The organism is Klebsiella sp. JB_Kp004 (genome assembly GCF_040065795.1).
Lineage (GTDB): Bacteria > Pseudomonadota > Gammaproteobacteria > Enterobacterales > Enterobacteriaceae > Klebsiella > Klebsiella quasipneumoniae.
Genome location: NZ_JBEAKW010000009.1, coordinates 79,144 through 104,683, shown reverse-complemented (window position 1 = coordinate 104,683; position 25,540 = coordinate 79,144). Strand labels below are relative to the sequence as shown.

Below are 25,540 nucleotides of genomic sequence, written 5' to 3'. Positions count from 1 at the left end.
GGCTTCCTTTTTACATCTGCAAGAGATTAACGCTTCAGCGCGTCGCTCAGCTGCTCGCGCATATTCGCCAGCATCGCTTTCACCACACGCGGGTTACCGGCAACGATGTTGCCCGTCAGCATATAGTTATGACCGCCGGTGAAGTCGCAAACGATAGCGCCTGCTTCACGGGCGATCAGCTCGCCTGCGGCGAAATCCCATGGTTTCAGGGCAATTTCAAAGTAACCGTCAACGCGGCCGGCGGCAACGTAGGCCAGATCCAGCGCGGCGGAGCCGGTGCGGCGGAAATCGGCGCATTCGGTGAACATGTTGCCGAGAATATTCATGTAAGTGGTGGCGTGCTGCTTCGCCTTGAACGGGAAACCGGTCGCGATGATGGTGCCGTCGAGGTCGCGAGCGTTGCTGCCGCGCAGACGGTAGCCGTTCAGTTGCGCTCCCTGGCCGCGGGTCGCGGTGAACAGTTCGTTACGCATCGGATCGTAAACCACCGCGACTTCAGTACGGCCTTTGATGCGTACGGCGATGGAAACAGAGAAGTGCGGCAGACGTTTAACGAAGTTGGTGGTGCCATCCAGTGGATCGATAACCCATTGAACATCCTGCTCTTCACCAGCGTGTTCACCGCTTTCTTCGGTGATAATGGTGTGCTGCGGGTAAGATTTGCGAATGGTTTCGATAATAATCGCTTCGGCGGCTTTATCGACGTTGGTCACAAAATCATTGCTGCCTTTCTGGCTGGTTTCTACGGTGTCTGGCGTTTCGTAGTGTTTGGCAATTAAATTACCCGCCTTGCGCGCGGCGCGCACGGCGATGTTCAGCATCGGATGCATCGGTCTCTCTCACTGGATGTTAAAGAACGGGAAAAAACGGCGCATATAATAACAGCGAATTCTGCTTATGTCTCCGTTTTATGGTAGCATGCCCGAATAATCTTTAGCCGAAGAACCATAATGCTGCAAAATATTCGAATCGTACTGGTAGAAACCTCCCACACCGGCAATATGGGCTCCGTTGCCCGCGCGATGAAAACCATGGGCTTAACCAACCTGTGGCTGGTCAATCCGCTGGTGAAACCTGATTCCCAGGCCATTGCGCTGGCCGCGGGCGCCAGCGACGTCATTGGCAACGCGCAGATCGTCGATACCCTTGATGAAGCGCTGGCGGGCTGTAGCCTGGTGGTTGGCACCAGCGCGCGCTCCCGCACGCTGCCGTGGCCGATGCTCGATCCCCGCGAATGCGGCCTGAAAAGCATCGCCGAAGGCCAGCATGCGCCGGTGGCGTTGGTGTTTGGCCGCGAGCGCGTTGGCCTGACCAACGACGAACTGCAGAAGTGTCACTACCATGTGGCCATCGCCGCCAACCCGGAGTACAGCTCGCTGAACCTGGCGATGGCGGTGCAGGTTATCGCCTACGAAGTGCGGATGGCCTGGCTGGCGGCGCAGGAGCAAGCGCAGCCGGGGGTTGAGCACGAAGAAGCGCCGTACCCGCTGGTGGATGACCTGGAGCGTTTCTACGGTCATCTTGAGCAGACGCTGCTGGCGACGGGCTTTATCCGCCCGAATCATCCGGGGCAGGTGATGAACAAACTGCGTCGTCTGTTCACTCGTGCGCGCCCGGAAAGCCAGGAGCTGAACATCCTGCGCGGCATGCTGGCCTCGATTGACCAGCAGAATAAAGGCAAGTAACCGCGTTGATGCCGGATGGCGCTGCGCTTATCCGGCATGCAAATCACGCGGCCCTTGCTATCTCCTGGTGGGAGAGGGCCGGGGTGAGGGCGCCCGGCAACGCGGAAGGAAAACGGCACGGAAAGCCAAATACCTGACTAAAACAGTCAAGTAAATAGTTGACCAAATTACTCGGGAATGTCAGACTTGGCCCTGCTATGCAATACCCATATTAATAAAAAGCCCGGCCAGGGGCGAGTTTGAGGTTAAGTAAGACATGAGACTGACATCTAAAGGGCGTTATGCCGTGACCGCGATGCTTGACGTTGCGCTCAACTCTGAAACGGGCCCGGTGCCGTTGGCAGATATTTCAGAGCGTCAGGGAATTTCGCTTTCCTATCTGGAACAGCTGTTCTCTCGCCTGCGTAAAAATGGCCTGGTTTCCAGCGTTCGTGGCCCAGGCGGCGGTTATCTGTTAGGTAAAGATGCCGGCAGTATCGCCGTCGGCGAAGTCATTAGCGCCGTGGACGAATCCGTTGACGCCACCCGTTGCCAGGGCAAGGGCGGCTGTCAGGGCGGCGATAAATGCCTGACTCACGCGCTGTGGCGCGATCTGAGCGAACGCCTGACCGGCTTCCTGAACAATATCACCCTCGGGGAACTGGTGAATAACCAGGAGATCCTCGATGTTTCCGGTCGTCAGCATCAGCACGAAACCCAGCGCAATGCGCGCACCCAGGACGCGATCGACGTTAAGCTGCGCGCCTGAGTGACCCGTCCCGTTTCGGGCTGCGGCTGACAGGGCGAGGCAGCGCGAAACGGCGGGACAACGATTATAAAGAGCTTTCAGAATCAGGCCGGGATGCTCCGACATTCCGTGTACTCGGTCGTACATCAAGCCGGTTGCCTGATTCCTTGCATTGAGTGATGTACGGAGTTTAAGAGCAATGAAATTACCGATTTACCTCGATTACTCCGCAACCACGCCGGTGGACCCGCGTGTTGCCGAGAAAATGATGCAGTTCCTGACCATGGACGGGACCTTTGGTAACCCGGCCTCCCGTTCCCACCGTTTTGGCTGGCAGGCTGAAGAGGCGGTTGATATCGCCCGCAATCAGATTGCCGAGCTGGTCGGTGCCGACCCGCGCGAAATCGTCTTTACCTCTGGTGCGACTGAATCCGACAACCTGGCGATCAAGGGTGCAGCCAACTTTTATCAGAAAAAAGGCAAGCACATCATCACCAGCAAAACCGAGCATAAAGCGGTTCTGGATACCTGCCGTCAGCTGGAGCGCGAAGGCTTCGAAGTGACCTACCTGGCGCCGCAGAGCAACGGGATTATCGATCTGAAAGAGCTGGAAGCGGCGATGCGTGACGACACCATCCTGGTTTCCATCATGCATGTGAATAACGAAATCGGCGTGGTGCAGGATATCGCTACCATCGGCGAGATGTGTCGCGCCCGCGGTATCATTTACCACGTAGACGCCACCCAGAGCGTGGGCAAGCTGCCTATCGATCTGAGCCAGCTGAAAGTTGACCTGATGTCCTTCTCCGGTCACAAAATCTACGGTCCGAAAGGCATCGGCGCGCTGTACGTGCGTCGTAAGCCGCGTATTCGTATCGAAGCGCAAATCCACGGCGGCGGCCACGAGCGCGGTATGCGTTCCGGTACTCTGCCTGTTCACCAGATCGTCGGCATGGGTGAAGCTTACCGTATCGCCAAAGAAGAGATGGAAAGCGAGATGGCGCGTCTGCGCACGCTGCGCAACCGTCTGTGGAACGGCGTGAAGGATATGGAAGAAGTGTACCTCAACGGCGACCTCGAGCAGGGCGCGCCGAACATTCTTAACGTCAGCTTCAACTATGTTGAAGGCGAGTCGCTGATTATGGCGCTGAAAGACCTGGCGGTTTCCTCCGGTTCAGCCTGTACTTCCGCGAGCCTTGAGCCATCCTACGTGCTGCGCGCGTTAGGCATGACTGATGAACTGGCGCACAGTTCTATTCGTTTCTCTTTAGGTCGTTTCACTACCGAAGAAGAGATTGACTACGCCATCAACCTGATTCGTAAATCCATTGGCCGTCTGCGCGAGCTTTCTCCACTGTGGGAAATGTTCAAACAGGGCGTGGATCTGAACAGTATTGAATGGTCACATCACTAATTCGGCACCAATAAGGAGAATTCATCATGGCTTACAGCGAAAAAGTTATCGATCATTACGAGAACCCGCGCAACGTCGGCTCTTTTGACAACAGCGACGAGAACGTCGGCAGCGGCATGGTCGGCGCGCCGGCCTGCGGCGACGTGATGAAGTTGCAGATTAAAGTCAACAATGAAGGTATCATTGAAGACGCGCGCTTCAAGACCTACGGCTGCGGTTCCGCTATCGCTTCCAGCTCTCTGGTTACCGAGTGGGTGAAGGGCAAATCCCTGGACGAAGCGCAGGCGATCAAGAACACCGATATCGCCGATGAACTGGAGCTGCCGCCGGTGAAAATTCACTGCTCTATTCTGGCGGAAGACGCGATTAAAGCCGCGATTGCGGATTACAAAAGCAAACGTGAAGCAAAATAATTAGTTGAGGTTTTGTTATGTCGATTACTCTTAGCGACAGTGCAGCAGCGCGAGTCAATGCCTTCCTGGCAAACCGCGGAAAAGGGTTTGGTCTGCGCCTGGGCGTGAGAACCTCCGGCTGCTCAGGTATGGCCTATGTACTGGAGTTTGTTGACGAGCCGGCGGCTGAAGACACCGTGTTTGAAGACAAAGGCGTGAAGGTCGTGATCGACGGCAAAAGTCTGCAATTCCTCGACGGCACGCAGCTGGACTTCGTCAAAGAAGGCCTTAACGAAGGGTTCAAGTTCACTAACCCTAACGTCAAAGATGAGTGCGGCTGCGGCGAAAGCTTTAACGTATAATCGGTACTCCCCAACCCCACCGCGGTCACGCCGCGCGTGGGGTTTTCGTTTAGATGCATGACCCTGAGGTTACTATGGACTATTTCACCCTCTTCGGGTTACCAGCCAGCTATACCCTCTCGCTTGAACAACTGGCTGTCCGGTATCAGGATCTGCAGCGCCAGTACCATCCGGATAAATTTGCCAGCGCGCCCGCTGCGGAACAGCTTGCGGCGGTTCAGTATTCCGCCACCATTAACCAGGCCTGGCAGACGCTGCGCCATCCCCTGACCCGCGCAGAATACCTCCTCTCGCTGCATGGCTTCGATCTGGCCAGCGAGCAGCATACCGTTCGCGATACCGCGTTCCTGATGGAACAGCTGGAACTGCGCGAAGAGCTGGATGAGATCGGCCAGGCGAAAGACGAAGCGCGGCTGGAAGGCTTTATCAAACGAGTGAAAGCGCTGTTTGATACCCGCCATCAGCTGATGGTTGACCAATTGCATAATGAGAGCTGGGAGGCGGCGGCGGACACGGTTCGTAAGCTCCGTTTCCTCGATAAACTGCGCAGCAGTGCTGAAGAACTCGAAGAAAAACTGCTCGATTTTTAATTTTCGGAAGCAATTATGGCCTTATTACAAATTAGTGAGCCCGGCCTGAGCGCCGCGCCGCACCAGCGTCGTCTGGCGGCCGGTATCGACCTGGGCACCACCAATTCTCTGGTGGCTACCGTGCGTAGCGGCCAGGCCGAGACTCTGCCCGATCATCAAGGCCGCTATCTGCTGCCGTCGGTGGTGAATTACCACGCATCGGGGCTGACCGTCGGCTATGACGCCCGGCTGAACGCCGCCCAGGATCCCGCCAATACCATCAGCTCCGTGAAACGGATGATGGGGCGCTCCCTCGCCGATATCCAACATCGCTATCCGCATCTGCCGTATCAGCTGCAGGCCAGTGAAAACGGCCTGCCGATGATCCAGACCGCCGGCGGCCTGCTGAACCCGATTCGCGTCTCCGCCGATATCCTGAAAGCGCTGGCCGCCCGGGCCACTGAAGCGCTGGCCGGCGAGCTCGACGGCGTGGTCATCACCGTCCCCGCTTACTTTGATGACGCCCAGCGTCAGGGGACCAAAGACGCGGCGCGCCTGGCGGGTCTGCACGTGCTGCGCCTGCTTAATGAACCGACCGCGGCGGCTATCGCCTATGGCCTTGATTCCGGCCAGGAAGGGGTGATTGCGGTCTACGATCTCGGCGGCGGCACCTTTGATATTTCTATTCTGCGCTTAAGCCGCGGGGTGTTTGAAGTGCTGGCCACCGGCGGCGACTCGGCCCTCGGCGGCGATGATTTCGATCATCTGCTGGCGGACTACCTGCGCGAGCAGGCGGGCTTCAGCGACCGTAGCGACAACCGCCTGCAGCGTGAGCTGCTGGATGCCGCCATCGCGGCGAAAATCGCCCTTAGCGATGCCGAGGTGGCGCACGTTGAGGTCGGCGGCTGGCAGGGCGATATCACTCGCAGCCAGTTTAACGATCTCATCGCCCCGCTGGTAAAACGCACGTTAATGGCCTGCCGCCGGGCGCTGAAAGACGCTGGCGTTGAGGCGCAAGAGGTGCTGGAAGTGGTGATGGTTGGCGGTTCCACCCGCGTGCCGCTGGTGCGCGAGCGCGTCGGCGACTTCTTCGGTCGCACCCCGCTGACCACCATCGACCCTGACAAAGTCGTCGCCATTGGCGCGGCGATCCAGGCCGATATTCTGGTCGGCAACAAGCCGGACAGCGAACTGTTGCTGCTCGACGTTATCCCGCTGTCGTTAGGGCTGGAAACCATGGGCGGCCTGGTGGAGAAAGTGATCCCGCGTAATACCACCATTCCGGTGGCCCGCGCCCAGGAGTTCACCACCTTCAAAGATGGCCAAACGGCGATGTCCATTCATGTGATGCAGGGCGAGCGTGAGCTGGTGCAGGATTGCCGCTCCCTGGCGCGCTTTGCGCTGCGCGGTATCCCGGCGCTGCCGGCGGGCGGGGCGCATATTCGCGTCACCTTCCAGGTGGACGCCGATGGCCTGCTGAGCGTCACGGCGATGGAAAAGTCGACCGGCGTGGAAGCCTCTATTCAGGTGAAACCGTCTTACGGTCTGACCGATGGCGAAATCGCCACCATGATTAAAGATTCGATGAGCTACGCCGAACAGGATATTCAGGCGCGCATGCTGGCTGAACAGAAAGTGGAAGCCGCACGCGTCCTGGAGAGCCTGACAAGCGCGCTGGCCGCCGACGCCACGCTGTTAAGCGCCGCGGAGCGTCAGGCTATCGATGCCGCTGCGGAGCAGGTACGCGCCGCCGCGGCAGGCGACGACGCCGACGCCATTAAAGAAGCGATTAAAAATATCGACACACAAACCCAGGAATTCGCCGCCCGCCGTATGGATCAGTCGGTCCGTATCGCGCTGAAAGGCCAATCCGTGGACGAGGTTTAAAATGCCAAAAATTGTATTTCTGCCCCACCAGGACCTGTGTCCGGATGGCATCGTTGTGGAAGCTGAGACCGGTGAAACTATTCTGGATGCGGCGCTGCGTAGCGGCATCGAGATTGAACACGCCTGCGAAAAATCCTGTGCCTGCACCACCTGCCACTGCATCGTGCGTGAAGGCTTTGACTCGCTGGCGGAAAGTACCGAAGATGAAGACGATATGCTGGATAAAGCCTGGGGACTGGAGCCTGACAGCCGCCTGAGCTGCCAGGCGCGCGTCACCGACGAAGATCTGGTCGTTGAGATCCCGCGTTACACCATCAACCACGCACGCGAGCACTAATATGGCACTGAAATGGACCGACAGTCGTGAAATCGGCGAAGCGCTGTATGACGCTTACCCTGACCTCGACCCAAAAACCGTTCGCTTTACCGACATGCATCAGTGGATTTGCGATCTGGAAGAGTTTGATGATGACCCGAACGCATCCAATGAAAAAATTCTCGAGGCGATTCTGTTAGTCTGGTTAGACGAAGCCGAATAATTTTCGCATCATGATTTATGCGGCGGTATAAAGTCGGATGAATCATTGAGCGAGAGAACGTTACGGGCTGCCATACGGTGGCCCGTTTGCTAAGAAGGATAATGATAATGACCGAAGCCATGAAGATTACGCTTTCCACTCAGCCAGCCGATGCGCGCTGGGGAGAAAAGGCGTCTTACAGCATTAATCATGACGGCATCGCCCTGCATCTCAACGGCAAAGACGACCTGGGCTTGATTCAGCGCGCGGCGCGTAAAATTGACGGCATGGGGATCAAACATGTCGCGTTAAGCGGCGAAGGCTGGAACACCGACCGCGCGTGGGCGTTCTGGGCGGGTTATAAAGGCCCGAAAGGCACCCGTAAAGTTGAATGGCCGACGCTGGACGATGCGCAGAAAAGCGAGCTGGATAACCGTCTGACCATTATTGACTGGGTGCGCGACACCATCAATGCGCCGGCGGAAGAGCTGGGCCCGGAACAGCTGGCGCAGCGCGCCGTCGACCTGCTGTGCAGCGTGGCGGGCGAGAAGATGAGCTATCGCATCACCAAAGGCGAAGATCTGCGTGAGCAGGGCTATCTCGGCCTGCACACGGTGGGCCGCGGCTCCGAGCGCCCGCCGGTTTTGCTGGCGCTGGACTATAACCCGACCGGCGATAAAGAAGCCCCGGTATATGCCTGTCTGGTAGGTAAAGGCATCACCTTTGATTCCGGCGGCTACAGCATCAAACAGAGCGCCTTTATGGATTCAATGAAATCCGATATGGGCGGCGCGGCGACTATCACCGGCGCCCTGGCCTTCGCTATTACCCGCGGGCTGAACAAGCGCGTGAAGCTCTATCTGTGCTGTGCCGACAACCTGATCAGCGGCAACGCTTTCAAACTGGGCGATATTATTCATTATCGCAACGGCAAAACCGTCGAAGTCATGAACACCGACGCCGAAGGTCGTCTGGTGCTGGCGGATGGCCTGATTGACGCTTCGGCGCAGAAGCCGGAGCTGATCATCGATGCCGCCACCCTGACCGGCGCGGCGAAAACCGCGCTCGGCAACGACTACCACGCGCTGTTCAGCTTTGACGATGCGCTGGCGAATCGCCTGCTGGCGAGCGCTCAGGCGGAAAATGAAGCGTTCTGGCGTCTGCCGCTGGCCGAATTCCACCGTCATCAGCTGCCGTCTAATTTCGCGGAACTGAACAATACCGGCAGCGCCGCCTATCCGGCCGGCGCCAGCACCGCGGCGGGCTTCCTGTCCCATTTCGTGGAAAACTACCACCAGGGCTGGCTGCATATCGACTGTTCGGCAACCTACCGCAAATCTGCCGTTGAGCAGTGGTCGGCGGGCGCGACGGGGCTTGGCGTACGTACTATCGCCAATCTGCTGACGGCTGAGTAATGGCCTTGCCGGGTGGCGCGACGCTTACCCGGCCTGGAAAATCCGCAGGCCCGTGCGGACGTAGCGCCGCCGGGCGATTTTTGAAGTAGCCAAACTATGTCCGAAACCAAAAACGAATTAGAAACCCTGCTGGAAAAAGCGGCTACCGAGCCCGCTCATCGTCCGGCATTTTTCAGCGCGCTGCTTGAGGCCACCGTCTGGGTACCAGGCCGCGCAGCCGATGGCGAGCAGATTGTCGAAGATAGCGCGCTGGATCTGCAGCACTGGGAAAAAGATGACGGTACGTCGGTCATTCCGTTCTTCACTTCGCTTGAGGCCCTGCAGCAGGCGGTGGAAGACGAACAGGCTTTCGTGATGATGCCGGCCCGCACGCTGATGGCGATGACTCTCGGTGAATCGCTGTTCCTCAACCCGAAGCTGCCGAACGGTAAAGCGTTCACCCCGCGCGAAATCAGCCATCTGCTCGGGGAAGAGGGCAGCCCGCTCAGCACCCAGACGGTGCTGGAAGGGGGGGAAGCGCTGCTGCTGTCTGAAGTCGCCGAGCCGCCGGCGCAGATGGTGGATTCGCTGACCACGCTGTTCAAAACGCTGAAAACCGTCAAGCGGGCGTTCCTGTGCTCGATCAAAGAGCACGCCGACGCGCCCGCTAATCTGCTGATCGGCATTGAAGCGGAAGGGGATATCGAGTCCATCATTCAGACCACCGGCAGCGTGGCCACCGATACCCTGCCCGGCGATGAGCCGATCGATATTTGCCAGGTGGTGGAAGGCGAGAAGGGCATCAGCCACTTTATGATTGCCCATATCACGCCGTTCTATGAAAAGCGCTGGGGCAGCTTCCTGCGAGATTTCAAACAAAACCGCATTATCTGACAGCGGGGGCGGCTGCCCCCGGTTTCGGTATGCTTTCAGCTCGATGCAAAAGCGGAATTGCAAAGGTTAATGCAGGGCGGCAACGATCCGCGGATAGGCTGACGCCATGTTATAGAGCAGAAATCCCGTCACGCACAGCGTGACGACGCCGTTGAAGAGCGCCATATCCCCGCGCAAGGCACGGCACCTTTCCTCTCCCAGCAGATAGCGTAGCGCTGCTACCAGCCCGGCGACCAGCACCATCAGAAAACCCAGCAGCGCTTGATGACCATAGGTGATCAGCGGGACGTCTTCCAAAGTGACGCCGAGAAAGCGGGTATAAACGGAAACGGGCGCAGGAACCAGGCTTAACCATGTCCGGTTCCATTGCGGCCAAAAATAGAGGATTGCGCCGCCGACCAGCAGGCCAGCTATGCCTCCCAGCCAGGGAAGGCGCGGGGAATAAGCAGAATGTGGGTTGGAGACTAATGCCATTTTCACTCCTTGTGGTGCCATCAGGTTATAGATTAAACGCTCAATCCTGGCGCTGGCCCCGACGGCGCGCGGTAATCGCGCTATCGGTGGGAGATGGTGAATTAGTCAGGACAACCTTCGAGCCTGGCGTAAAGATCCTCATGAATATATTCCAGCTCCAGCAAGGCGCCATCGCGTGACTCGTTGAGGGCTTGTTGATGCTGCCATTCGTCGTGGCTCTCCTTTCCACCGGTAAAAATCCCCTGCAAATATTCAATCAGCGACGATTCTGCCAGCCAAAGCTCATTTTCTTTACCCTCGAAGCGGACGACAGGATATTCACCCTGTTCATCACGCTCGGTGACGTAGATAAATACCTGCTGATCCCCGGGATGGCAGAGGCGAATCAGGGCAGGAAGACGCGGATCGTCGTTCCAGACGGGCATTAGCTCTTCAAAATCCAGCCCGATCATATCAAGGCCATTAATATAATAAGCCTCTTCATCCAGCGAGTCGGAAAGCAGGACGCCATGTTCATCAATGGCGTTCAGAACCGATTCCAGCACCCGTTGACCGTAGGGGCTTGTCAGCTGGCAATCGTAGGCCAGCAGCGCTTTCAGACTCTCCGGAAGCGCCACGGTTTCGCTATTTTGCGGATCACGGTATTTCCGGACGCGCAGGCGATCCACTTCGTCTACGGGCATCGGTTTCGGGGTGGGATTGCGGTTGTGCTTGTGTACGACATCCATGAGATCCGCTAATGAAAAAGCCATCATTCAATTTCCTTATAGAGTGGGCGGCAATAAAGCCAACACGGCAGGCGCAAGCCCTGCGGCCGCACAGAGTAGCTGGTTTAGCGACTTGCAGGAGAATGAGGCGGAGAAAATCAGAAATTATTTAGTGGCCGCGGGACGGGATGTCCGCGGCCATGCGGCGTTTACTGAGCGGCAGGAGCCGGTTCAATCGGCAGATCGCTGCGCGCCCCCCATTCGCTCCATGAGCCGTCGTACAGGCAGACGCCGTTCACGCCAAGCGTGGTGAGCGCCAGCACGACCACCGCCGCCGTCACGCCGGACCCACAGCTGGCGATAATGGGCCGATCAAAATCGACGCCCTGACGCAAAAAGATGTCGTTCAGCTCGTCGACGGTCTTCAGCTCGCCGTTAATCACCAGCTCCGTCCACGGGACGTTCAGCGCGCCGGGGATATGCCCTCGCCGCAGGCCGGGGCGCGGTTCGTCAGCCTGGCCGTTAAACCGGGCCGCCGGACGCGCATCGACAATCTGCGCCGATCCTTCATGGCTGACCAGCAGCACGTCGGTCAGGCGCTTAATTTGCTGAGGATCGAACCGCACGTCGAATTCTCCTTCGGCCACCTCCGGCACCCCTTGTTCCAGCGGCAGCTCGTCGCGACGCCAGCCCTCCAGTCCACCGGCCAGAATCGACACTTTCTCCACGCCAAAGGCGCGCAGCATCCACCAGGCGCGCGGGGCGGAAAACAGATTGCCTTCGTCATAGACGACCAGGTGCTTATCGCTGCAGACGCCCAGTTCGCGCATGGCCACGGCAAACGCCTCGGCGCGCGGCATCATATGCGGCAGCGGGCTGGTGTGATCGGACAGCGCCTCGATATCGAAAAACAGCGCGTTCGGCACGTGGCCGGCGCGGTACTCCGCGGCCATATCGCGCAGGGCCTCCTGCCCGGCGGGCGCCATGCGAGCGTCGATAATCTGGATCTCCGGATCATCAATATGTTCCGCCAGCCAGTCGGCGGCGACAAAAAACGAGGTGGACATAGGTGCCTCCGTTTTACTATTCATGACTGAATTGTCGGCGTTTTATCGGGTGCTGACAAGTTAAGGACGCCAGAGTGGGGACGACGTCACGGCACTTTTCTGATTAATCGGCAGAAACCCGCGTCATCACTGTTGAGAAGCGCTGCCTTAACGCATAATAAAAAGTGATAATTTGCATCAGGCCCACCGGCCGAGGGGTTAGAAGGATGAAACCATTTCGTTTAGCGGCGCTGTCACTGGCGCTCCTTACCGCATTTTCATTAACCGGGTGTGATGACAGCGGTACACCGCAGGCTACAGCCCCGACGCCGGCCGCCGATAGCGGCCCTGGCGCGGCGGCAAAACCGGACAGCGCCCAGCTGGCGGCGCTGGCGGAAAAAAGCCAGGGCAAAGCGCTGACGCTGCTCGACGCCTCGGAGGTGCAGCTGGATGGCGCCGCGACCCTGGTGCTGACCTTTTCCGTACCGCTGCAGCCGGACCAGGATTTCTCCCGCAGCGTGCACCTGGTGGATAAGAAGAGCGGTAAGGTAGATGGCGCGTGGGAGCTGGCGCCGAACCTGAAAGAGCTGCGTCTGCGTCATCTTGAGCCAAAGCGCGAGCTGATTGTCTCGGTCGACCCGACGCTGACCGCCCTGAACAAGGCGACGCTCGATAAACCGTTCGAGAAGATCCTGACTACCCGCGATATCGCGCCAAGCGTCGGATTTGCCAGCCGCGGCTCGCTGCTGCCGGGCAACGTGATCGCCGGTCTGCCGGTGATGGCGCTGAACGTCGATAACGTCGACGTGAACTTCTTCCGCATTAAGCCGGAATCGCTCTCGGCCTTCGTCAGCCAGTGGGAATACCGCAATTCATTAAGCAACTGGGAATCCGACGAGCTGCTGAAGATGGCCGATCTGGTATACAGCGGCCGCTTTGACCTCAATCCGGCGCGCAATACCCGCGAAAAGCTGCTGCTGCCGCTGAGCGACATCAAGCCGCTCCAGCAGCCTGGCGTCTACGTGGCGGTCATGAACCCGGCGGGTCATTATAGCTACAGCAACGCGGCGACGCTGTTTACCCTTAGCGACATCGGCGTGTCGGCGCATCGCTACCACAACCGGCTGGACGTCTTTACCCAGAGCCTGGAAAACGGCGCCGCCCAGTCTGGTATCGATGTCCAGCTGCTCAACGCCAAAGGGCAGACCCTGGCGCAGGCGAAAAGCGATAGCCAGGGCCACGTCACCCTGCAAACCGATAAAGAAGCCGCGCTGCTGCTGGCGCGCAAAGAGGGACAGACCACGCTGCTCGACCTCAAACTGCCGGCGCTGGATCTGGCGGAGTTCTCCATTGCCGGCGCGCCAGGCTTCAGCAAACAGTTCTTTATGTTTGGCCCACGGGATCTCTATCGTCCGGGCGAAACGGTGATCCTCAATGCGCTGCTGCGCGATAGCGATGGCAAGCCGCTGGCGGAACAGCCGGTGAAGCTGGAGGTTGTCCAGCCGGACGGCCAGGTGATCCGCTCGGTGATGAGCAAACCGGTTAACGGCCTGTACCAGTTTACTTATCCGCTCGACAGCGGCGCGGCCACCGGCATGTGGCACATTCGCGCCAGCACCGGCGACAACCAGCCCCGCGAGTGGGATTTCCACGTCGAAGACTTTATGCCGGAACGCATGGCCCTGAAGCTGACGCCGCAGGCGGCGCCTGTCGCGCCGAATGCCGATGTCGCCTTTGATGTCAGCGGCGCTTATCTCTACGGCGCGCCGGCCAGCGGCAACATGCTGCAGGGCAAACTGTTCCTGCGCCCGCTTCGCGACGCCGTCGCCGCGCTGCCGGGCTTTGAGTTCGGCGATATCGCAGAAGAAAATCTCTCCCGCAGCCTTGATGAAGTCCAGCTGACGCTGGATGAAAAAGGCCATGGCGAAGTGACCACCTCCAGCCAGTGGCAGGATAGCCATTCGCCGCTGCAGGTGGTGTTGCAGGCGAGCCTGCTGGAGTCCGGTGGGCGTCCGGTCACCCGTACGGTTAAGCAGCCGATCTGGCCTGCCGAGGCGCTGCCGGGGATCCGCCCGCAATTTACCCTGAAGGACGTTTACGACTACCGCACCGACACCACGGTGAAGCAGCCGGTGGTGGATGAAAACAGCAACGCCGCGTTCGATATCGTCTATGCCGACGCCAAAGGCGAGAAAAAAGCCGTTTCCGGCCTGCAGGTACGGCTGATCCGCGAGCGCCGGGATTATTACTGGAACTGGTCCGATAGCGAAGGCTGGCAGTCGCAGTTCGATCAAAAAGATCTGCAGGAGGGCGAGGAGTCGCTGGATCTGCAGGCCGGCCAGATCGGTAAAGTGAGCTTTCCGGTAGAGTGGGGCTCCTATCGCCTGGAGGTGAAAGGACCGGACGATGTCGTCAGCAGCGTGCGCTTCTGGGCGGGCTACAGCTGGCAGGATAACAGCGAAGGCACCGGCGCAGCGCGCCCGGACCGGGTCACCATGAAGCTGGATAAACCGAGCTATAAGCCGGGCGACACCATCAGGCTGCACATCGCCGCCCCGGCGGCGGGTAAAGGCTACGCGATGGTGGAATCCAGCGAAGGGCCGCTGTGGTGGCAGGAGATTGACGTACCCGCCGAGGGGATGGACCTGTCGATCCCGGTGGATAACGCCTGGAATCGCCACGACCTCTACCTCAGCACGCTGGTGGTTCGCCCCGGCGATAAATCCCGCTCGGCGACGCCGAAACGCGCGGTGGGCCTGCTGCATCTGCCGCTGGGCGATGAAAACCGTCGCCTGACGCTGGCGCTGGAGGCCCCGGATAAAATGCGCCCCAACCAGCCGCTGACGGTGAAAGTGAAAGCCAGCGTCAAAGAGGGAGAGGCGCCGAAGCAGGTTAACGTTCTGCTCTCTGCTGTCGATAGCGGGGTGCTGAATATTACCGATTACGCCACCCCGGATCCGTGGAACGCCTTCTTTGGCCAGAAACGTTATGGGGCGGATATTTATGATATTTACGGCCAGGTGATTGAAGGGCAGGGGCGTGTGGCCAGTCTGCGCTTCGGCGGCGATGGCGACGAGTTAAAACGTGGCGGTAAACCGCCGGTTAACCATGTGACCATCATCGCCCAGCAGGCGCAGCCGGTGGTGCTGAACGATCAGGGCGAAGGGACGGTGACGCTGCCGATCGGTGATTTTAACGGCGAGCTGCGGGTGATGGCTCAGGCCTGGACGGCGGATGACTTCGGCAGCAGCGAAGACAAAGTGGTGGTGGCCGCCCCGGTCATCGCCGAGCTGAATACCCCGCGCTTCCTCGCCAGCGGCGACACCACCCGTCTGGCGCTGGATCTCAGCAACCTGACCGATAAACCGCAAACTCTGCAGGTACATCTTGCCGCCAGCGGACTGGTGACCTTGACCGAGGGTCAACTGCCGTCGGTGCAGCTGGCGCCGGGGGCGCGCAGCACGCTGTTTGTGCCGGTGAGCGCGCTGCCGGGCTTTGGCGATGGCCAGGTGAGCGCCACTATCAGCGGCCTGAGCCTGCCGGGGGAAACCTTCGCCCCGCTGCAGAAGCAGTGGAAAATCGGCGTTCGTCCGGCGTTCCCGGCGCAGACCGTCAACAGCGGCGCCGTGTTGCAGCCCGGCGAAAGCTGGCAGGCGCCGGCGGCGCAATCGGCAGGTTTCGCCCCGCAGACGCTGCAGGGCCAGCTGCTGCTCAGCGGCAAGCCGCCGCTGAATCTCGCGCGCTATATCCGCGACCTGAAAGCCTATCCTTACGGCTGCCTTGAGCAGACCGCCAGCGGCCTGTTCCCGTCCCTGTATACCAGCGCGGCGCAGCTAAAAGCGCTGGGCATCAGCGGGGACAGCGACGAAAAACGTCGCGCGGCAATCGATGTCGGGATCTCGCGCCTGCTGCAGATGCAACTGGAAAACGGCGGCTTTGCGCTATGGGATAAAGAGGGGCCGGAAGAGTACTGGCTGACCGCTTACGCCATGGATTTCCTTGTTCGCGCGGGCGAGCAGGGCTATAGCGTACCGGTCAACGCCATTAATAAAGGTAACGAACGCCTGCTGCGCTATCTTCAGGAGCCGGGGCTGATGACCGTGCGCTACAGCGACGACGCCCAGGCCAGCCGCTTTGCCGCTCAGGCATACGCCGCACTGGTGCTGGCGCGTCAGCAAAAAGCCCCGCTCGGCGCATTGCGTGAAATCTGGAGCCGTCACGACCAGGCGCGCTCCGGCCTGCCGCTGCTGCAGCTCGGCATTGCGCTGAAAACCATGGGCGATGCGCCGCGCGGCGATGAGGCCATGAAGCTGGCGGTTGCCACGCCGCGCCATGATGAGAATCGCTGGCTGGGCGATTACGGTAGCCCGCTTCGCGATGACGCGCTGAAGCTGGCGCTGCTGGAAGAGAACAAGCTGCTGCCGGAGGCGCAAAACACGCTGTTGAGCACGCTGTCGGAAGAGGCCTACGGCCAGCGCTGGCTGTCGACCCAGGAAACCAACGCTCTGTTCCTTGCCGGGCGCACGCTGGCCGACCTGCCGGGCAACTGGCAGGCGCAAACCTCGCTGCAGGCCGAGCCGCTGGCCGGCGATAAAGCGCAAACCCGTAACCTCGACGGCGATCGGCTGGCGACGTTGCAGGTGAGCAACACCGGCAGTCAACCGCTGTGGCTGCGTCTGGACAGCAGCGGCTATCCGCAAAGCGCGCCGCAGCCGGGCGGCAACGTCCTGGGAATTGAACGCGCCGTTTTCGATACCCAGGGGCGGCAAAAGTCGCTGTCGTCGCTGCGCAGCGGCGAACTGGTGCTGGTCAAGCTGGAGGTGACCGCCAGACGCAACGTGCCTGACGCGCTGGTGGTTGACCTGCTGCCGGCGGGACTCGAGCTGGAAAACCAGAATCTGGCCAACAGCAGCGCCAGCCTGCAGGAGAATGGCGAAGCGGTGCAAAACCTTCTTAACCAGATGCAGCAGGCCGATATTCAGCATATCGAGTTCCGCGACGACCGCTTCGTCGCCGCTGTCGCGGTCAATGAAGGTCAGCCGGTGACGCTGGTCTACCTGGCGCGGGCGGTCACGCCGGGCACCTACCAGGTCCCGCAGCCGCAGGTGGAATCGATGTATGTGCCGCAGTGGCGGGCGACCGGGACCGCCAGCGGTCCGCTCACCGTGACGCCGTAAATGCGCGTAGTGCATCGGGTAAAACGCCGCTGGCGCTGGCTGGCGGCGTTTATTTTTCTGCTGTGGCTGGCGGTTCTGACCGCCGATCGCCTGTGGCCGCTGCCGCTGCATGACGTCACGCCTGCCCGGGTGGTCGTGGCGGAGGACGGGACCCCCCTGTGGCGGTTTGCCGACGCGCAGGGCGTCTGGCGTTATCCGGTGACTCTCGCCGACGTGTCGCCGCGCTATCTGCAGGCGCTTATTCAGTATGAGGACCGCTGGTTCTGGCGCCATCCGGGGGTCAATCCCTTCGCTGTAGTGCGCGCCGCCTGGCAGGATCTCACCTCCGGGCGGGTCATTTCCGGCGGCAGTACCCTCACCATGCAGGTGGCGCGCCTGCTCGATCCCCACCCCCGCACTTTCGGCGGCAAGCTGCGCCAGCTGTGGCGGGCGCTGCAGCTGGAGTGGCATCTGTCAAAGAGCGAAATCCTGACCCTGTATCTGAATCGTGCGCCCTTTGGCGGCACCCTGCAGGGGATCGGCGCGGCCAGCTGGGCTTATCTCGGCAAGCCGCCCGCGCAGCTCAGCTACGGCGAGGCGGCGCTGCTGGCGGTGCTGCCCCAGGCGCCCAGCCGTTTACGTCCGGACCGCTGGCCGCAGCGGGCCCAGGCGGCGCGGGATAAAGTCCTTGCGCGCATGGTCAGCCAGGGCGTCTGGCCGAGACTGGCGGTAAAGGAGGCGATGGAGGAGCCGGTGTGGCTGTTTCCGCGGCAGATGCCGCAGCTGGCGCCGCTCTTCGCCCGCCGGGCGCTGGCGACCAGTCGTGAGGAAAAAGTGGTGACGACCCTCGATGCCGGACTGCAGCGGCAGCTCGAGGATCTGGCGCTGAACTGGAAGTCGCGCCTGCCGCCGCGCAGTTCGCTGGCGATGGTTGTCGTCGACCACACGGATATGAAAGTCCGCGGCTGGGTGGGGTCGGCGGATATTACGGACGACAGTCGCTTTGGCCACATTGATATGGCGTCGGCGGTCCGTTCGCCTGGGTCGGTGCTGAAACCCTTTATTTATGCGCTGGCGATGGATGAAGGGCTGATCCATCCGGCGTCGTTATTGCAGGATGTGCCGCGGCGCTTTAGCGATTATCGCCCCGGTAACTTTGACAGCGGCTTTCACGGCCCGGTGAGCGCCAGCGACGCGCTGGTGCGCTCCCTGAATCTGCCGGCGGTCCAGGTGCTCGAAGCCTACGGGCCCAAACGTTTCGCGGCGAATTTGCGCAATGCCGGGTTGCCCCTGATGCTGCCCGCCGGCGCCGAGCCGAATCTGTCGTTGATCCTCGGCGGCGCCGGAGCGAGGCTGGAAGATATCGTCGCGGCGTACAGCGTCTTTGCCCGCCACGGGAAGGCGGCGCGGCTGCGCATGACGCCCGGAGACCCGTTGGTGGAAAGGGCGCTGATATCCCCGGGGGCGGCGTGGATCGTCCGGCGCATCCTGGCCGGCGAAGCGCAGCCGGTTCCCGATGCCTCACTCCCGCAAGTGGTGCCGCTGGCCTGGAAGACCGGCACCAGCTACGGGTATCGCGATGCGTGGGCGGTGGGCCTCAATGCGCGTTATCTGATTGGCATCTGGACCGGGCGTCCGGACGGTACGCCGGTGGTGGGGCAGTTTGGCTTCGCCAGCGCGGTGCCGTTGCTCAATCAGGTCAATAATCTGCTGCTCGCCCGCCCGGCGATGAGCCGCGGCGGCCTGCCGATCGATCCGCGACCGGCAACGGTTAGCCGCGGGACGCTCTGCTGGCCCGGCGGCCAGGCGCTGCCGGCGGGCGACAGCAACTGCCGTCGTCGCCTGGCCAGCTGGCTGCTGGAAGATAGCCAGCCGCCGACCCTGCTGCTGCCGGGGCAGGAGGGCGTGCGCGGGATCCGCTTCCCGGTGTGGCGCAATGAACACGGCGAACGGGTGGCGGCGGATTGTCCCGGGGCGCGCGAAAGTGTGGTGGAGGTCTGGCCGCTGCCGCTGGATCCCTGGCTACCGCCGGGGGAACGTCGCTCCGCGCGTCTGGGGCCGGCATCGAAGGCATGCCCGCCGTTGCAAACTCAGGATGCCGCGCAGCTGGTGCTCTCCGGGGTCCGCGAGGGGGCGGTGATTAAACGTCTGCCGGGGGAGGCGCGGGTGATGTTGCCCCTGCAAACCAGCGGTGGTGAAGGGCGGCGCTGGTGGTTTATCAACGGCCAGCCGATAGATGCCGCCGGCGCGAGAACCACGCTAACTCTGGATAAGCCCGGCGAGTGGCAGCTGGTGGTGATGGATGAGGCAGGACAAACGGCGGCCGCGCGTTTTACCCTGCAATAACCAGGGTAAATTTGTTGTTGGCGGTTTGTGTTTTCAATACTCATCTTATTTTAACAAAATGTTACCTTCAGCCGTAGGCAGGGGCGGGGATGCTCATTATAATGCGCGCCAGGCCATACGATCGTATGCGCAACAACAGAACATTTAATTAGAGGTAATCATGGCTATTGAACGTACTTTTTCCATCATCAAACCAAACGCGGTGGCAAAAAACGTTATTGGCAGCATCTTTTCCCGCTTTGAAGCTGCAGGGTTCAAAATCGTCGGCACCAAAATGCTGCACCTGACCGTAGAGCAGGCTCGTGGTTTCTATGCTGAGCACGAAGGTCGCCCGTTCTTCGACGGTCTGGTTGAGTTCATGACCTCCGGCCCGATCGTGGTTTCCGTCCTGGAAGGCGAAAACGCCGTTCAGCGTCACCGTGACCTGCTGGGCGCCACCAACCCGGCAAACGCCCTGGCGGGTACCCTGCGCGCTGACTACGCTGACAGCTTCACCGAGAACGGCACCCACGGTTCCGACTCTGTAGAATCCGCTGCACGCGAAATCGCGTTCTTCTTTGCTGAAGGCGAGGTTTGCCCGCGCACTCGCTAATCTCCTGCGTCTTTCACGCCACAGCATTGTTGGCTTCCTTCGCGCACCCCGGTCACATAGTTATCTATGCTCCCGGGGATTAGCGAACTCGCCGCCTCGCTGTGACCTGAAATACTTTGGAGATACGAACCTCGTCTTTTCGACCGTCGCGGCGTTGGCCACGCGCGTTCACCCCGGTCACATAGTTATCTATGCTTCCGGGGATTCACTTGCTTGCCGCCTTGCGACAATCGAAAAGCCATAGAGGATTAAGCACACGGTTACGATTTTTTTATCATTGACTACGTGCAGGCATGGCTTCCATGCGCCAGAATTTGTAGAATATAGCGCCCCTGGACGAGCTGTCGCTCTCCGGGGCGTTTCTTTTTCAACCCACCTGGGGCCATAACGTGTAATAACGAGGCCGGAAAACATTATGTCTGAACAAATTGTCACGCCTGATACCGCCGCTCTGACGGTGCCGAACAAAGATGCCAAAATCAACCTGCTGGATTTAAACCGTCAGCAGATGCGCGAGTTTTTCAAAAACATGGGCGAGAAGCCTTTCCGCGCCGATCAGGTGATGAAATGGATGTATCACTACTGCTGCGACGACTTTGATGAGATGACTGACATCAACAAAGTCCTGCGCAGTAAACTGAAAGAAGTGGCGGAGATCCGCGCCCCGGAAGTGGTTGAAGAGCAACGCTCAACCGACGGGACCATTAAATGGGCGATTGCCGTTGGCGATCAACGCGTCGAGACCGTCTATATCCCGGAAGAAGACCGCGCCACCCTGTGCGTCTCCTCCCAGGTAGGCTGCGCGCTGGAGTGTAAATTCTGCTCCACCGCCCAGCAGGGCTTTAACCGCAACCTGCGGGTTTCCGAAATTATCGGCCAGGTCTGGCGCGCGGCGAAAATCGTCGGCGCGGTGAAGACCACCGGCGTACGTCCGATTACCAACGTGGTGATGATGGGCATGGGCGAGCCGCTGCTGAACCTCAACAATGTCGTTCCGGCAATGGAAATCATGCTCGACGATTTCGGCTTTGGCCTCTCCAAACGTCGCGTCACCCTGTCGACTTCCGGCGTGGTGCCGGCGCTGGATAAACTCGGCGATATGATCGACGTCGCGCTGGCCATCTCCCTGCACGCGCCGAACGACACCATTCGTGACGAAATCGTCCCGATCAACAAAAAGTATAACATCGAGACCTTCCTCAACTCGGTGCGCGGCTATATTTCGAAGTCCAACGCCAACCAGGGCCGGGTGACCATCGAGTACGTGATGCTGGATCATGTCAACGACGGCACCGAGCACGCCCACGAACTGGCGGCGCTGCTGAAGGATACGCCGTGCAAGATCAACCTGATCCCATGGAACCCGTTCCCGGGCGCGCCGTATGGCCGCAGCTCCAACAGCCGCATCGACCGTTTCTCCAAAGTCCTGATGGAGTACGGCTTTACGACCATCGTGCGTAAAACGCGCGGCGACGATATCGATGCCGCCTGCGGTCAGCTGGCGGGCGACGTCATCGACCGTACCAAGCGCACGCTGCGTAAGCGGATGCAGGGCGAAGCGATTGACGTAAAAGCGGTCTGACAAATGATGGCCCGTGCAGCGCAGGCGGCACGGGTCATATTTATGACCAATAGCCAGGCGAAATACGCTGATTCGGTTAATAATTACGGTGCGTTTTTGTCGACTTTGAGGCAGTATGTAGCGGCACAACAACCGCTTAGCATTCAATTTTGATTCGTCTCTGTGATCGCGAGGCTGACAGTCCTATACTGTGAGGCTGACGTACCACAGATGTCTCGCGGCGCCGGCTTTTTCCCGCGCTGAACTTTAAATTTCACGTACCAGTAGTTGTAGCGAATGAATACTGAAGCCACTCAAGATCATCAAGAAGCAAACACCACGGGCGCGCGTCTGCGTCACGCCCGCGAACAACTCGGACTTAGCCAGCAAGCGGTGGCAGAACGCTTATGCCTGAAGGTGTCCACGGTTCGTGATATTGAAGACGATAAGGCGCCTGCCGACCTCGCTTCCACCTTCCTGCGCGGGTACATCCGCTCCTATGCTCGCCTCGTACATATCCCGGAAGACGAGCTGCTGCCGATGATGGCCAAGCAAGCGCCCATCCGCGCGGCGAAAGTCGCGCCAATGCAGAGCTTCTCTTTAGGTAAACGTCGCAAAAAACGCGACGGCTGGCTGATGAGCTTCACCTGGCTGGTGCTGTTTGTGGTTATCGGCCTGAGCGGCGCCTGGTGGTGGCAAGACCATAAGGCGCAGCAGGAAGAGATCTCCACCATGGCCGATCAGTCTTCCGCTGAGCTGAACAGCGGCGACACCAGCAGCCAGAGCGTGCCGCTGGATACCAGCGCCCCGGCAGCCCCGACCGCCGATAGCGCTGCGAACAGCGCGCCAACCGATACCGCCAGCGCCCCGACCACCAGCGCCCCGGCCCAGACGCCGGCGGACAATAACGCCGTTGTCGCGCCTTCCCAGGCCAATGTCGATACCGCAGGCGCGGCGCCGACGGCGCCGGCTACCCCGGCCTCGCCATTGCCGACCGATCAGGCGAACGTGACGAACCCGGCGGCGGCGGCGCAGGATCTGGTGATGAACTTTTCCGCCGATTGCTGGCTGGAAGTGAGCGATGCCACCGGCAAAAAACTGTTCAGCGGCCTGCAGCGTAAAGGCGGCAACCTGAACCTGAGCGGTCAGGCGCCGTATAAGCTGAAAATTGGCGCCCCGGCTGCGGTAGAGATCCAGTATCTGGGCAAGCCTGTCGATTTAAGTCGTTTTATCAGAACTAACCAGGTTGCGCGTCTGACCCTTAATGCCGAATCATCACCGGCGCAGTAACAGACGGGTAACGCGGGAGATTTTTCATGCATAACCAGGCTCCGATTCAACGTAGAAAATCTAAACGTATTTACGTTGGTAATGTGCCAATTGGCGATGGGGCTCCCATCGCCGTTCAGTCAATGACTAATACGCGCACCACTGATGTGGCGGCAACCGTAAATCAAATCAAAGCGTTAGAGCGCGTGGGCGCGGATATTGTCCGCGTCTCTGTTCCGACGATGGACGCCGCCGAGGCGTTCAAACTGATCAAACAGCAGGTCAACGTCCCGCTGGTCGCCGATATCCACTTTGACTACCGTATTGCGCTGAAAGTCGCGGAATACGGCGTCGACTGCCTGCGTATCAACCCGGGCAACATCGGCAACGAAGAGCGCATCCGCATGGTCGTAGATTGCGCGCGCGATAAAAATATCCCGATCCGCATCGGCGTTAACGCCGGCTCGCTGGAAAAGGATCTGCAGGAAAAATATGGCGAGCCGACGCCGCAGGCGCTGCTCGAATCCGCCATGCGCCACGTCGATCATCTCGATCGCCTCAATTTCGATCAGTTTAAAGTCAGCGTTAAAGCCTCCGACGTCTTCCTGGCGGTAGAGTCTTATCGCCTGCTGGCGAAACAGATCGATCAACCGCTGCACCTCGGGATCACCGAAGCGGGCGGCGCGCGCAGCGGCGCGGTGAAATCGGCGATCGGTCTTGGGCTGCTGTTGTCCGAAGGGATCGGCGATACGCTGCGCGTCTCGCTGGCGGCGGATCCGGTGGAGGAGATCAAGGTCGGCTTCGATATCCTCAAATCGCTGCGTATTCGTTCCCGCGGTATTAACTTCATCGCCTGCCCGACCTGTTCGCGTCAGGAGTTTGACGTTATCGGGACGGTGAACGCCCTGGAGCAACGTCTGGAAGATATCATCACTCCGATGGATGTTTCGATCATCGGCTGCGTGGTGAACGGCCCGGGCGAAGCGCTGGTTTCCACCCTCGGCGTGACCGGCGGCAACAAGAAAAGCGGCCTGTATGAAGACGGCGTGCGTAAAGATCGCCTGGACAACAACGACATGATCGACCAGCTGGAAGCGCGGATCCGCGCCAAAGCCTCGATGCTCGATGAAGCCCGTCGGATTGACGTTCAACAGCTTGAAGCAAAATAACGTGTTGGGAAGCGATACGCTTCCCGTGTATGATTGAACCTGCGGGCGCGAGGCGCCGGGGTTCATTTTTGTATATATAAAGAGAATAAACGTGGCAAAGAACATTCAAGCCATCCGTGGCATGAACGATTATCTGCCGGGCGAAACCGCTCTCTGGCAGCGCATTGAAGGCTCACTGAAGCAGGTGCTCGGTAGCTACGGTTACAGCGAAATCCGTTTGCCGATTGTAGAGCAGACCCCGTTATTCAAACGCGCGATCGGCGAAGTGACCGACGTGGTTGAAAAAGAGATGTACACCTTTGAGGACCGCAACGGCGACAGCCTGACGCTGCGTCCGGAAGGGACGGCGGGCTGCGTACGAGCCGGCATCGAACATGGTCTGCTGTACAATCAAGAACAGCGCCTGTGGTACGTCGGGCCGATGTTCCGCCACGAGCGTCCGCAGAAAGGCCGTTACCGCCAGTTCCATCAGATCGGCGCCGAAGTTTTCGGCCTGCAGGGGCCGGACATCGATGCGGAGCTGATCATGCTGACCGCGCGCTGGTGGCGTGAGCTGGGCATCTCCGATCATGTCAGCCTTGAGCTGAACTCCATCGGTTCTCTGGAAGCCCGCGCCAACTACCGCGACGCGCTGGTGGCTTATCTCGAGCAGTTTACCGATAAGCTTGATGAAGACAGCAAACGCCGGATGTATACCAATCCGCTGCGGGTGCTGGACTCCAAAAACCCGGACGTGCAGGCGCTGCTGAACGACGCGCCGGCGCTCGGCGATTATCTCGACGAAGAGTCGAAAGCCCACTTTGCCGGCCTGTGCGCGTTGCTTGACGATGCCGGGATCCGCTATACCGTCAACCAGCGCCTGGTGCGCGGCCTCGACTACTATAACCGCACCGTGTTTGAGTGGGTGACCACCAGTCTCGGTTCTCAGGGCACCGTCTGCGCCGGCGGCCGTTACGACGGCCTGGTTGAGCAGCTTGGCGGTCGTGCCACCCCGGGCGTGGGCTTCGCCATGGGTCTGGAACGTCTTGTTTTACTGGTCCAGGCAGTGAATCCGGAATTTAAAGCCGATCCTGTTGTCGATATATACCTGGTAGCCTCCGGGACCGATACTCAGTCCGCCGCCATGCGTCTGGCTGAGCAGGTTCGCGATGCGCTGCCCGGCGTGAAACTGATGACCAACCACGGCGGCGGCAACTTTAAGAAGCAGTTCGCCCGTGCCGATAAATGGGGCGCACGTATCGCCCTGGTGGTGGGTGAGTCAGAGATCGCTGACGGAAACGTGGTAGTGAAGGATTTACGCTCAGGTGAGCAAACTACCGTAACGCAGGAGAGCGTTGCCGCGCATTTGCGCACACTTCTGGGTTAATCTCCCGGGAAT

Annotated in this window: 22 protein-coding genes; 18 read left to right on the top strand and 4 right to left on the bottom strand. The window is 59.9% G+C overall.

Features of this window, described 5'->3' with window-relative positions:
* Positions 1-26: 26 nt before the first annotated feature.
* Positions 27-830 carry an inositol-1-monophosphatase gene (gene suhB, locus ABLX76_RS11570; protein WP_002913995.1) on the bottom strand — a complete coding sequence of 268 codons (804 nt, stop codon included), beginning with the start codon at positions 828-830 and terminating at the stop codon, positions 27-29.
* Between the two features lie 120 nt (positions 831-950).
* On the opposite strand from suhB, the gene trmJ reads away from it, so the two are divergent.
* The 11 genes from trmJ to sseB all read left to right on the top strand — a co-directional run bounded on the left by trmJ (position 951) and on the right by sseB (position 9,842).
* Entirely contained in the window at positions 951-1,685 is a 735-nt protein-coding gene (gene trmJ / locus ABLX76_RS11565) for a tRNA (cytosine(32)/uridine(32)-2'-O)-methyltransferase TrmJ (protein WP_348874535.1), read from the top strand.
* A gap of 256 nt (positions 1,686-1,941) precedes the next feature.
* Entirely contained in the window at positions 1,942-2,433 is a 492-nt protein-coding gene (gene iscR / locus ABLX76_RS11560; RefSeq protein ID WP_002913993.1) for a Fe-S cluster assembly transcriptional regulator IscR, read from the top strand.
* 178 nt (positions 2,434-2,611) lie between these two features.
* The gene (iscS, locus tag ABLX76_RS11555) at positions 2,612-3,826 is read left to right on the top strand and encodes a cysteine desulfurase (RefSeq protein ID WP_017900428.1); all 1,215 of its coding nucleotides are present in this window, start codon (positions 2,612-2,614) and stop codon (positions 3,824-3,826) included.
* 26 nt (positions 3,827-3,852) lie between these two features.
* A complete protein-coding gene (gene iscU, locus ABLX76_RS11550) occupies positions 3,853-4,239 on the top strand; it encodes a Fe-S cluster assembly scaffold IscU (protein WP_002913991.1) in 387 nt (128 codons plus the stop codon).
* Positions 4,240-4,256: 17 nt separating this feature from the next.
* On the top strand, positions 4,257-4,580 hold the full coding sequence (gene iscA, locus ABLX76_RS11545; protein WP_002913979.1) for an iron-sulfur cluster assembly protein IscA: 324 nt from the start codon (positions 4,257-4,259) through the stop codon (positions 4,578-4,580).
* 74 nt (positions 4,581-4,654) lie between these two features.
* Positions 4,655-5,170 (top strand): co-chaperone HscB, encoded by a 516-nt coding sequence (gene hscB / locus ABLX76_RS11540; protein WP_023290644.1) that lies wholly within the window; start codon positions 4,655-4,657, stop codon positions 5,168-5,170.
* A 15-nt stretch (positions 5,171-5,185) separates the two neighbouring features.
* Positions 5,186-7,036, top strand: coding sequence for a Fe-S protein assembly chaperone HscA (gene hscA, locus ABLX76_RS11535; RefSeq protein WP_348874534.1), 1,851 nt, complete (start codon positions 5,186-5,188; stop codon positions 7,034-7,036).
* A gap of 1 nt (position 7,037) precedes the next feature.
* Positions 7,038-7,373: an ISC system 2Fe-2S type ferredoxin gene (fdx, locus tag ABLX76_RS11530; RefSeq protein ID WP_004201872.1), complete on the top strand. Its 336-nt coding sequence runs from the start codon at positions 7,038-7,040 to the stop codon at positions 7,371-7,373.
* A 1-nt stretch (position 7,374) separates the two neighbouring features.
* Positions 7,375-7,575, top strand: coding sequence for a Fe-S cluster assembly protein IscX (gene iscX, locus ABLX76_RS11525; protein WP_002913954.1), 201 nt, complete (start codon positions 7,375-7,377; stop codon positions 7,573-7,575).
* Between the two features lie 107 nt (positions 7,576-7,682).
* Positions 7,683-8,969 (top strand): aminopeptidase PepB, encoded by a 1,287-nt coding sequence (pepB, locus tag ABLX76_RS11520; RefSeq protein ID WP_023290642.1) that lies wholly within the window; start codon positions 7,683-7,685, stop codon positions 8,967-8,969.
* A 96-nt stretch (positions 8,970-9,065) separates the two neighbouring features.
* Positions 9,066-9,842 carry an enhanced serine sensitivity protein SseB gene (gene sseB, locus ABLX76_RS11515; RefSeq protein WP_023290641.1) on the top strand — a complete coding sequence of 259 codons (777 nt, stop codon included), beginning with the start codon at positions 9,066-9,068 and terminating at the stop codon, positions 9,840-9,842.
* 66 nt (positions 9,843-9,908) lie between these two features.
* Here the strand turns inward: sseB and ABLX76_RS11510 are convergent, their stop codons facing one another.
* From ABLX76_RS11510 to sseA, 3 genes are all read right to left on the bottom strand, one after another.
* Positions 9,909-10,316: a hypothetical protein gene (locus ABLX76_RS11510; RefSeq protein WP_335892565.1), complete on the bottom strand. Its 408-nt coding sequence runs from the start codon at positions 10,314-10,316 to the stop codon at positions 9,909-9,911.
* A 101-nt stretch (positions 10,317-10,417) separates the two neighbouring features.
* The gene (locus ABLX76_RS11505; RefSeq protein WP_232689651.1) at positions 10,418-11,068 is read right to left on the bottom strand and encodes a DUF5066 family protein; all 651 of its coding nucleotides are present in this window, start codon (positions 11,066-11,068) and stop codon (positions 10,418-10,420) included.
* Between the two features lie 164 nt (positions 11,069-11,232).
* The gene (gene sseA / locus ABLX76_RS11500; protein WP_023290638.1) at positions 11,233-12,090 is read right to left on the bottom strand and encodes a 3-mercaptopyruvate sulfurtransferase; all 858 of its coding nucleotides are present in this window, start codon (positions 12,088-12,090) and stop codon (positions 11,233-11,235) included.
* Positions 12,091-12,296: 206 nt separating this feature from the next.
* Between sseA and ABLX76_RS11495 the strand changes: the two genes are divergently transcribed.
* From ABLX76_RS11495 to hisS, 7 genes are all read left to right on the top strand, one after another.
* Positions 12,297-17,246, top strand: a complete 4,950-nt coding sequence (locus ABLX76_RS11495; RefSeq protein WP_348874533.1) for an alpha-2-macroglobulin — start codon at positions 12,297-12,299, stop codon at positions 17,244-17,246.
* A complete protein-coding gene (pbpC, locus tag ABLX76_RS11490; RefSeq protein WP_348874532.1) occupies positions 17,247-19,571 on the top strand; it encodes a peptidoglycan glycosyltransferase PbpC in 2,325 nt (774 codons plus the stop codon).
* Positions 19,572-19,731: 160 nt separating this feature from the next.
* Positions 19,732-20,163 (top strand): nucleoside-diphosphate kinase, encoded by a 432-nt coding sequence (ndk, locus tag ABLX76_RS11485; protein ID WP_004144312.1) that lies wholly within the window; start codon positions 19,732-19,734, stop codon positions 20,161-20,163.
* A gap of 415 nt (positions 20,164-20,578) precedes the next feature.
* Complete coding sequence (locus ABLX76_RS11480) at positions 20,579-21,745, top strand: bifunctional tRNA (adenosine(37)-C2)-methyltransferase TrmG/ribosomal RNA large subunit methyltransferase RlmN (protein WP_002913894.1); 1,167 nt, start codon at positions 20,579-20,581, stop codon at positions 21,743-21,745.
* A gap of 276 nt (positions 21,746-22,021) precedes the next feature.
* Positions 22,022-23,014 (top strand): cytoskeleton protein RodZ, encoded by a 993-nt coding sequence (gene rodZ / locus ABLX76_RS11475; protein ID WP_023290635.1) that lies wholly within the window; start codon positions 22,022-22,024, stop codon positions 23,012-23,014.
* 26 nt (positions 23,015-23,040) lie between these two features.
* Positions 23,041-24,162: a flavodoxin-dependent (E)-4-hydroxy-3-methylbut-2-enyl-diphosphate synthase gene (gene ispG, locus ABLX76_RS11470; protein WP_004201890.1), complete on the top strand. Its 1,122-nt coding sequence runs from the start codon at positions 23,041-23,043 to the stop codon at positions 24,160-24,162.
* 91 nt (positions 24,163-24,253) lie between these two features.
* Positions 24,254-25,528: a histidine--tRNA ligase gene (hisS, locus tag ABLX76_RS11465; RefSeq protein WP_012540880.1), complete on the top strand. Its 1,275-nt coding sequence runs from the start codon at positions 24,254-24,256 to the stop codon at positions 25,526-25,528.
* Positions 25,529-25,540 lie beyond the last annotated feature (12 nt).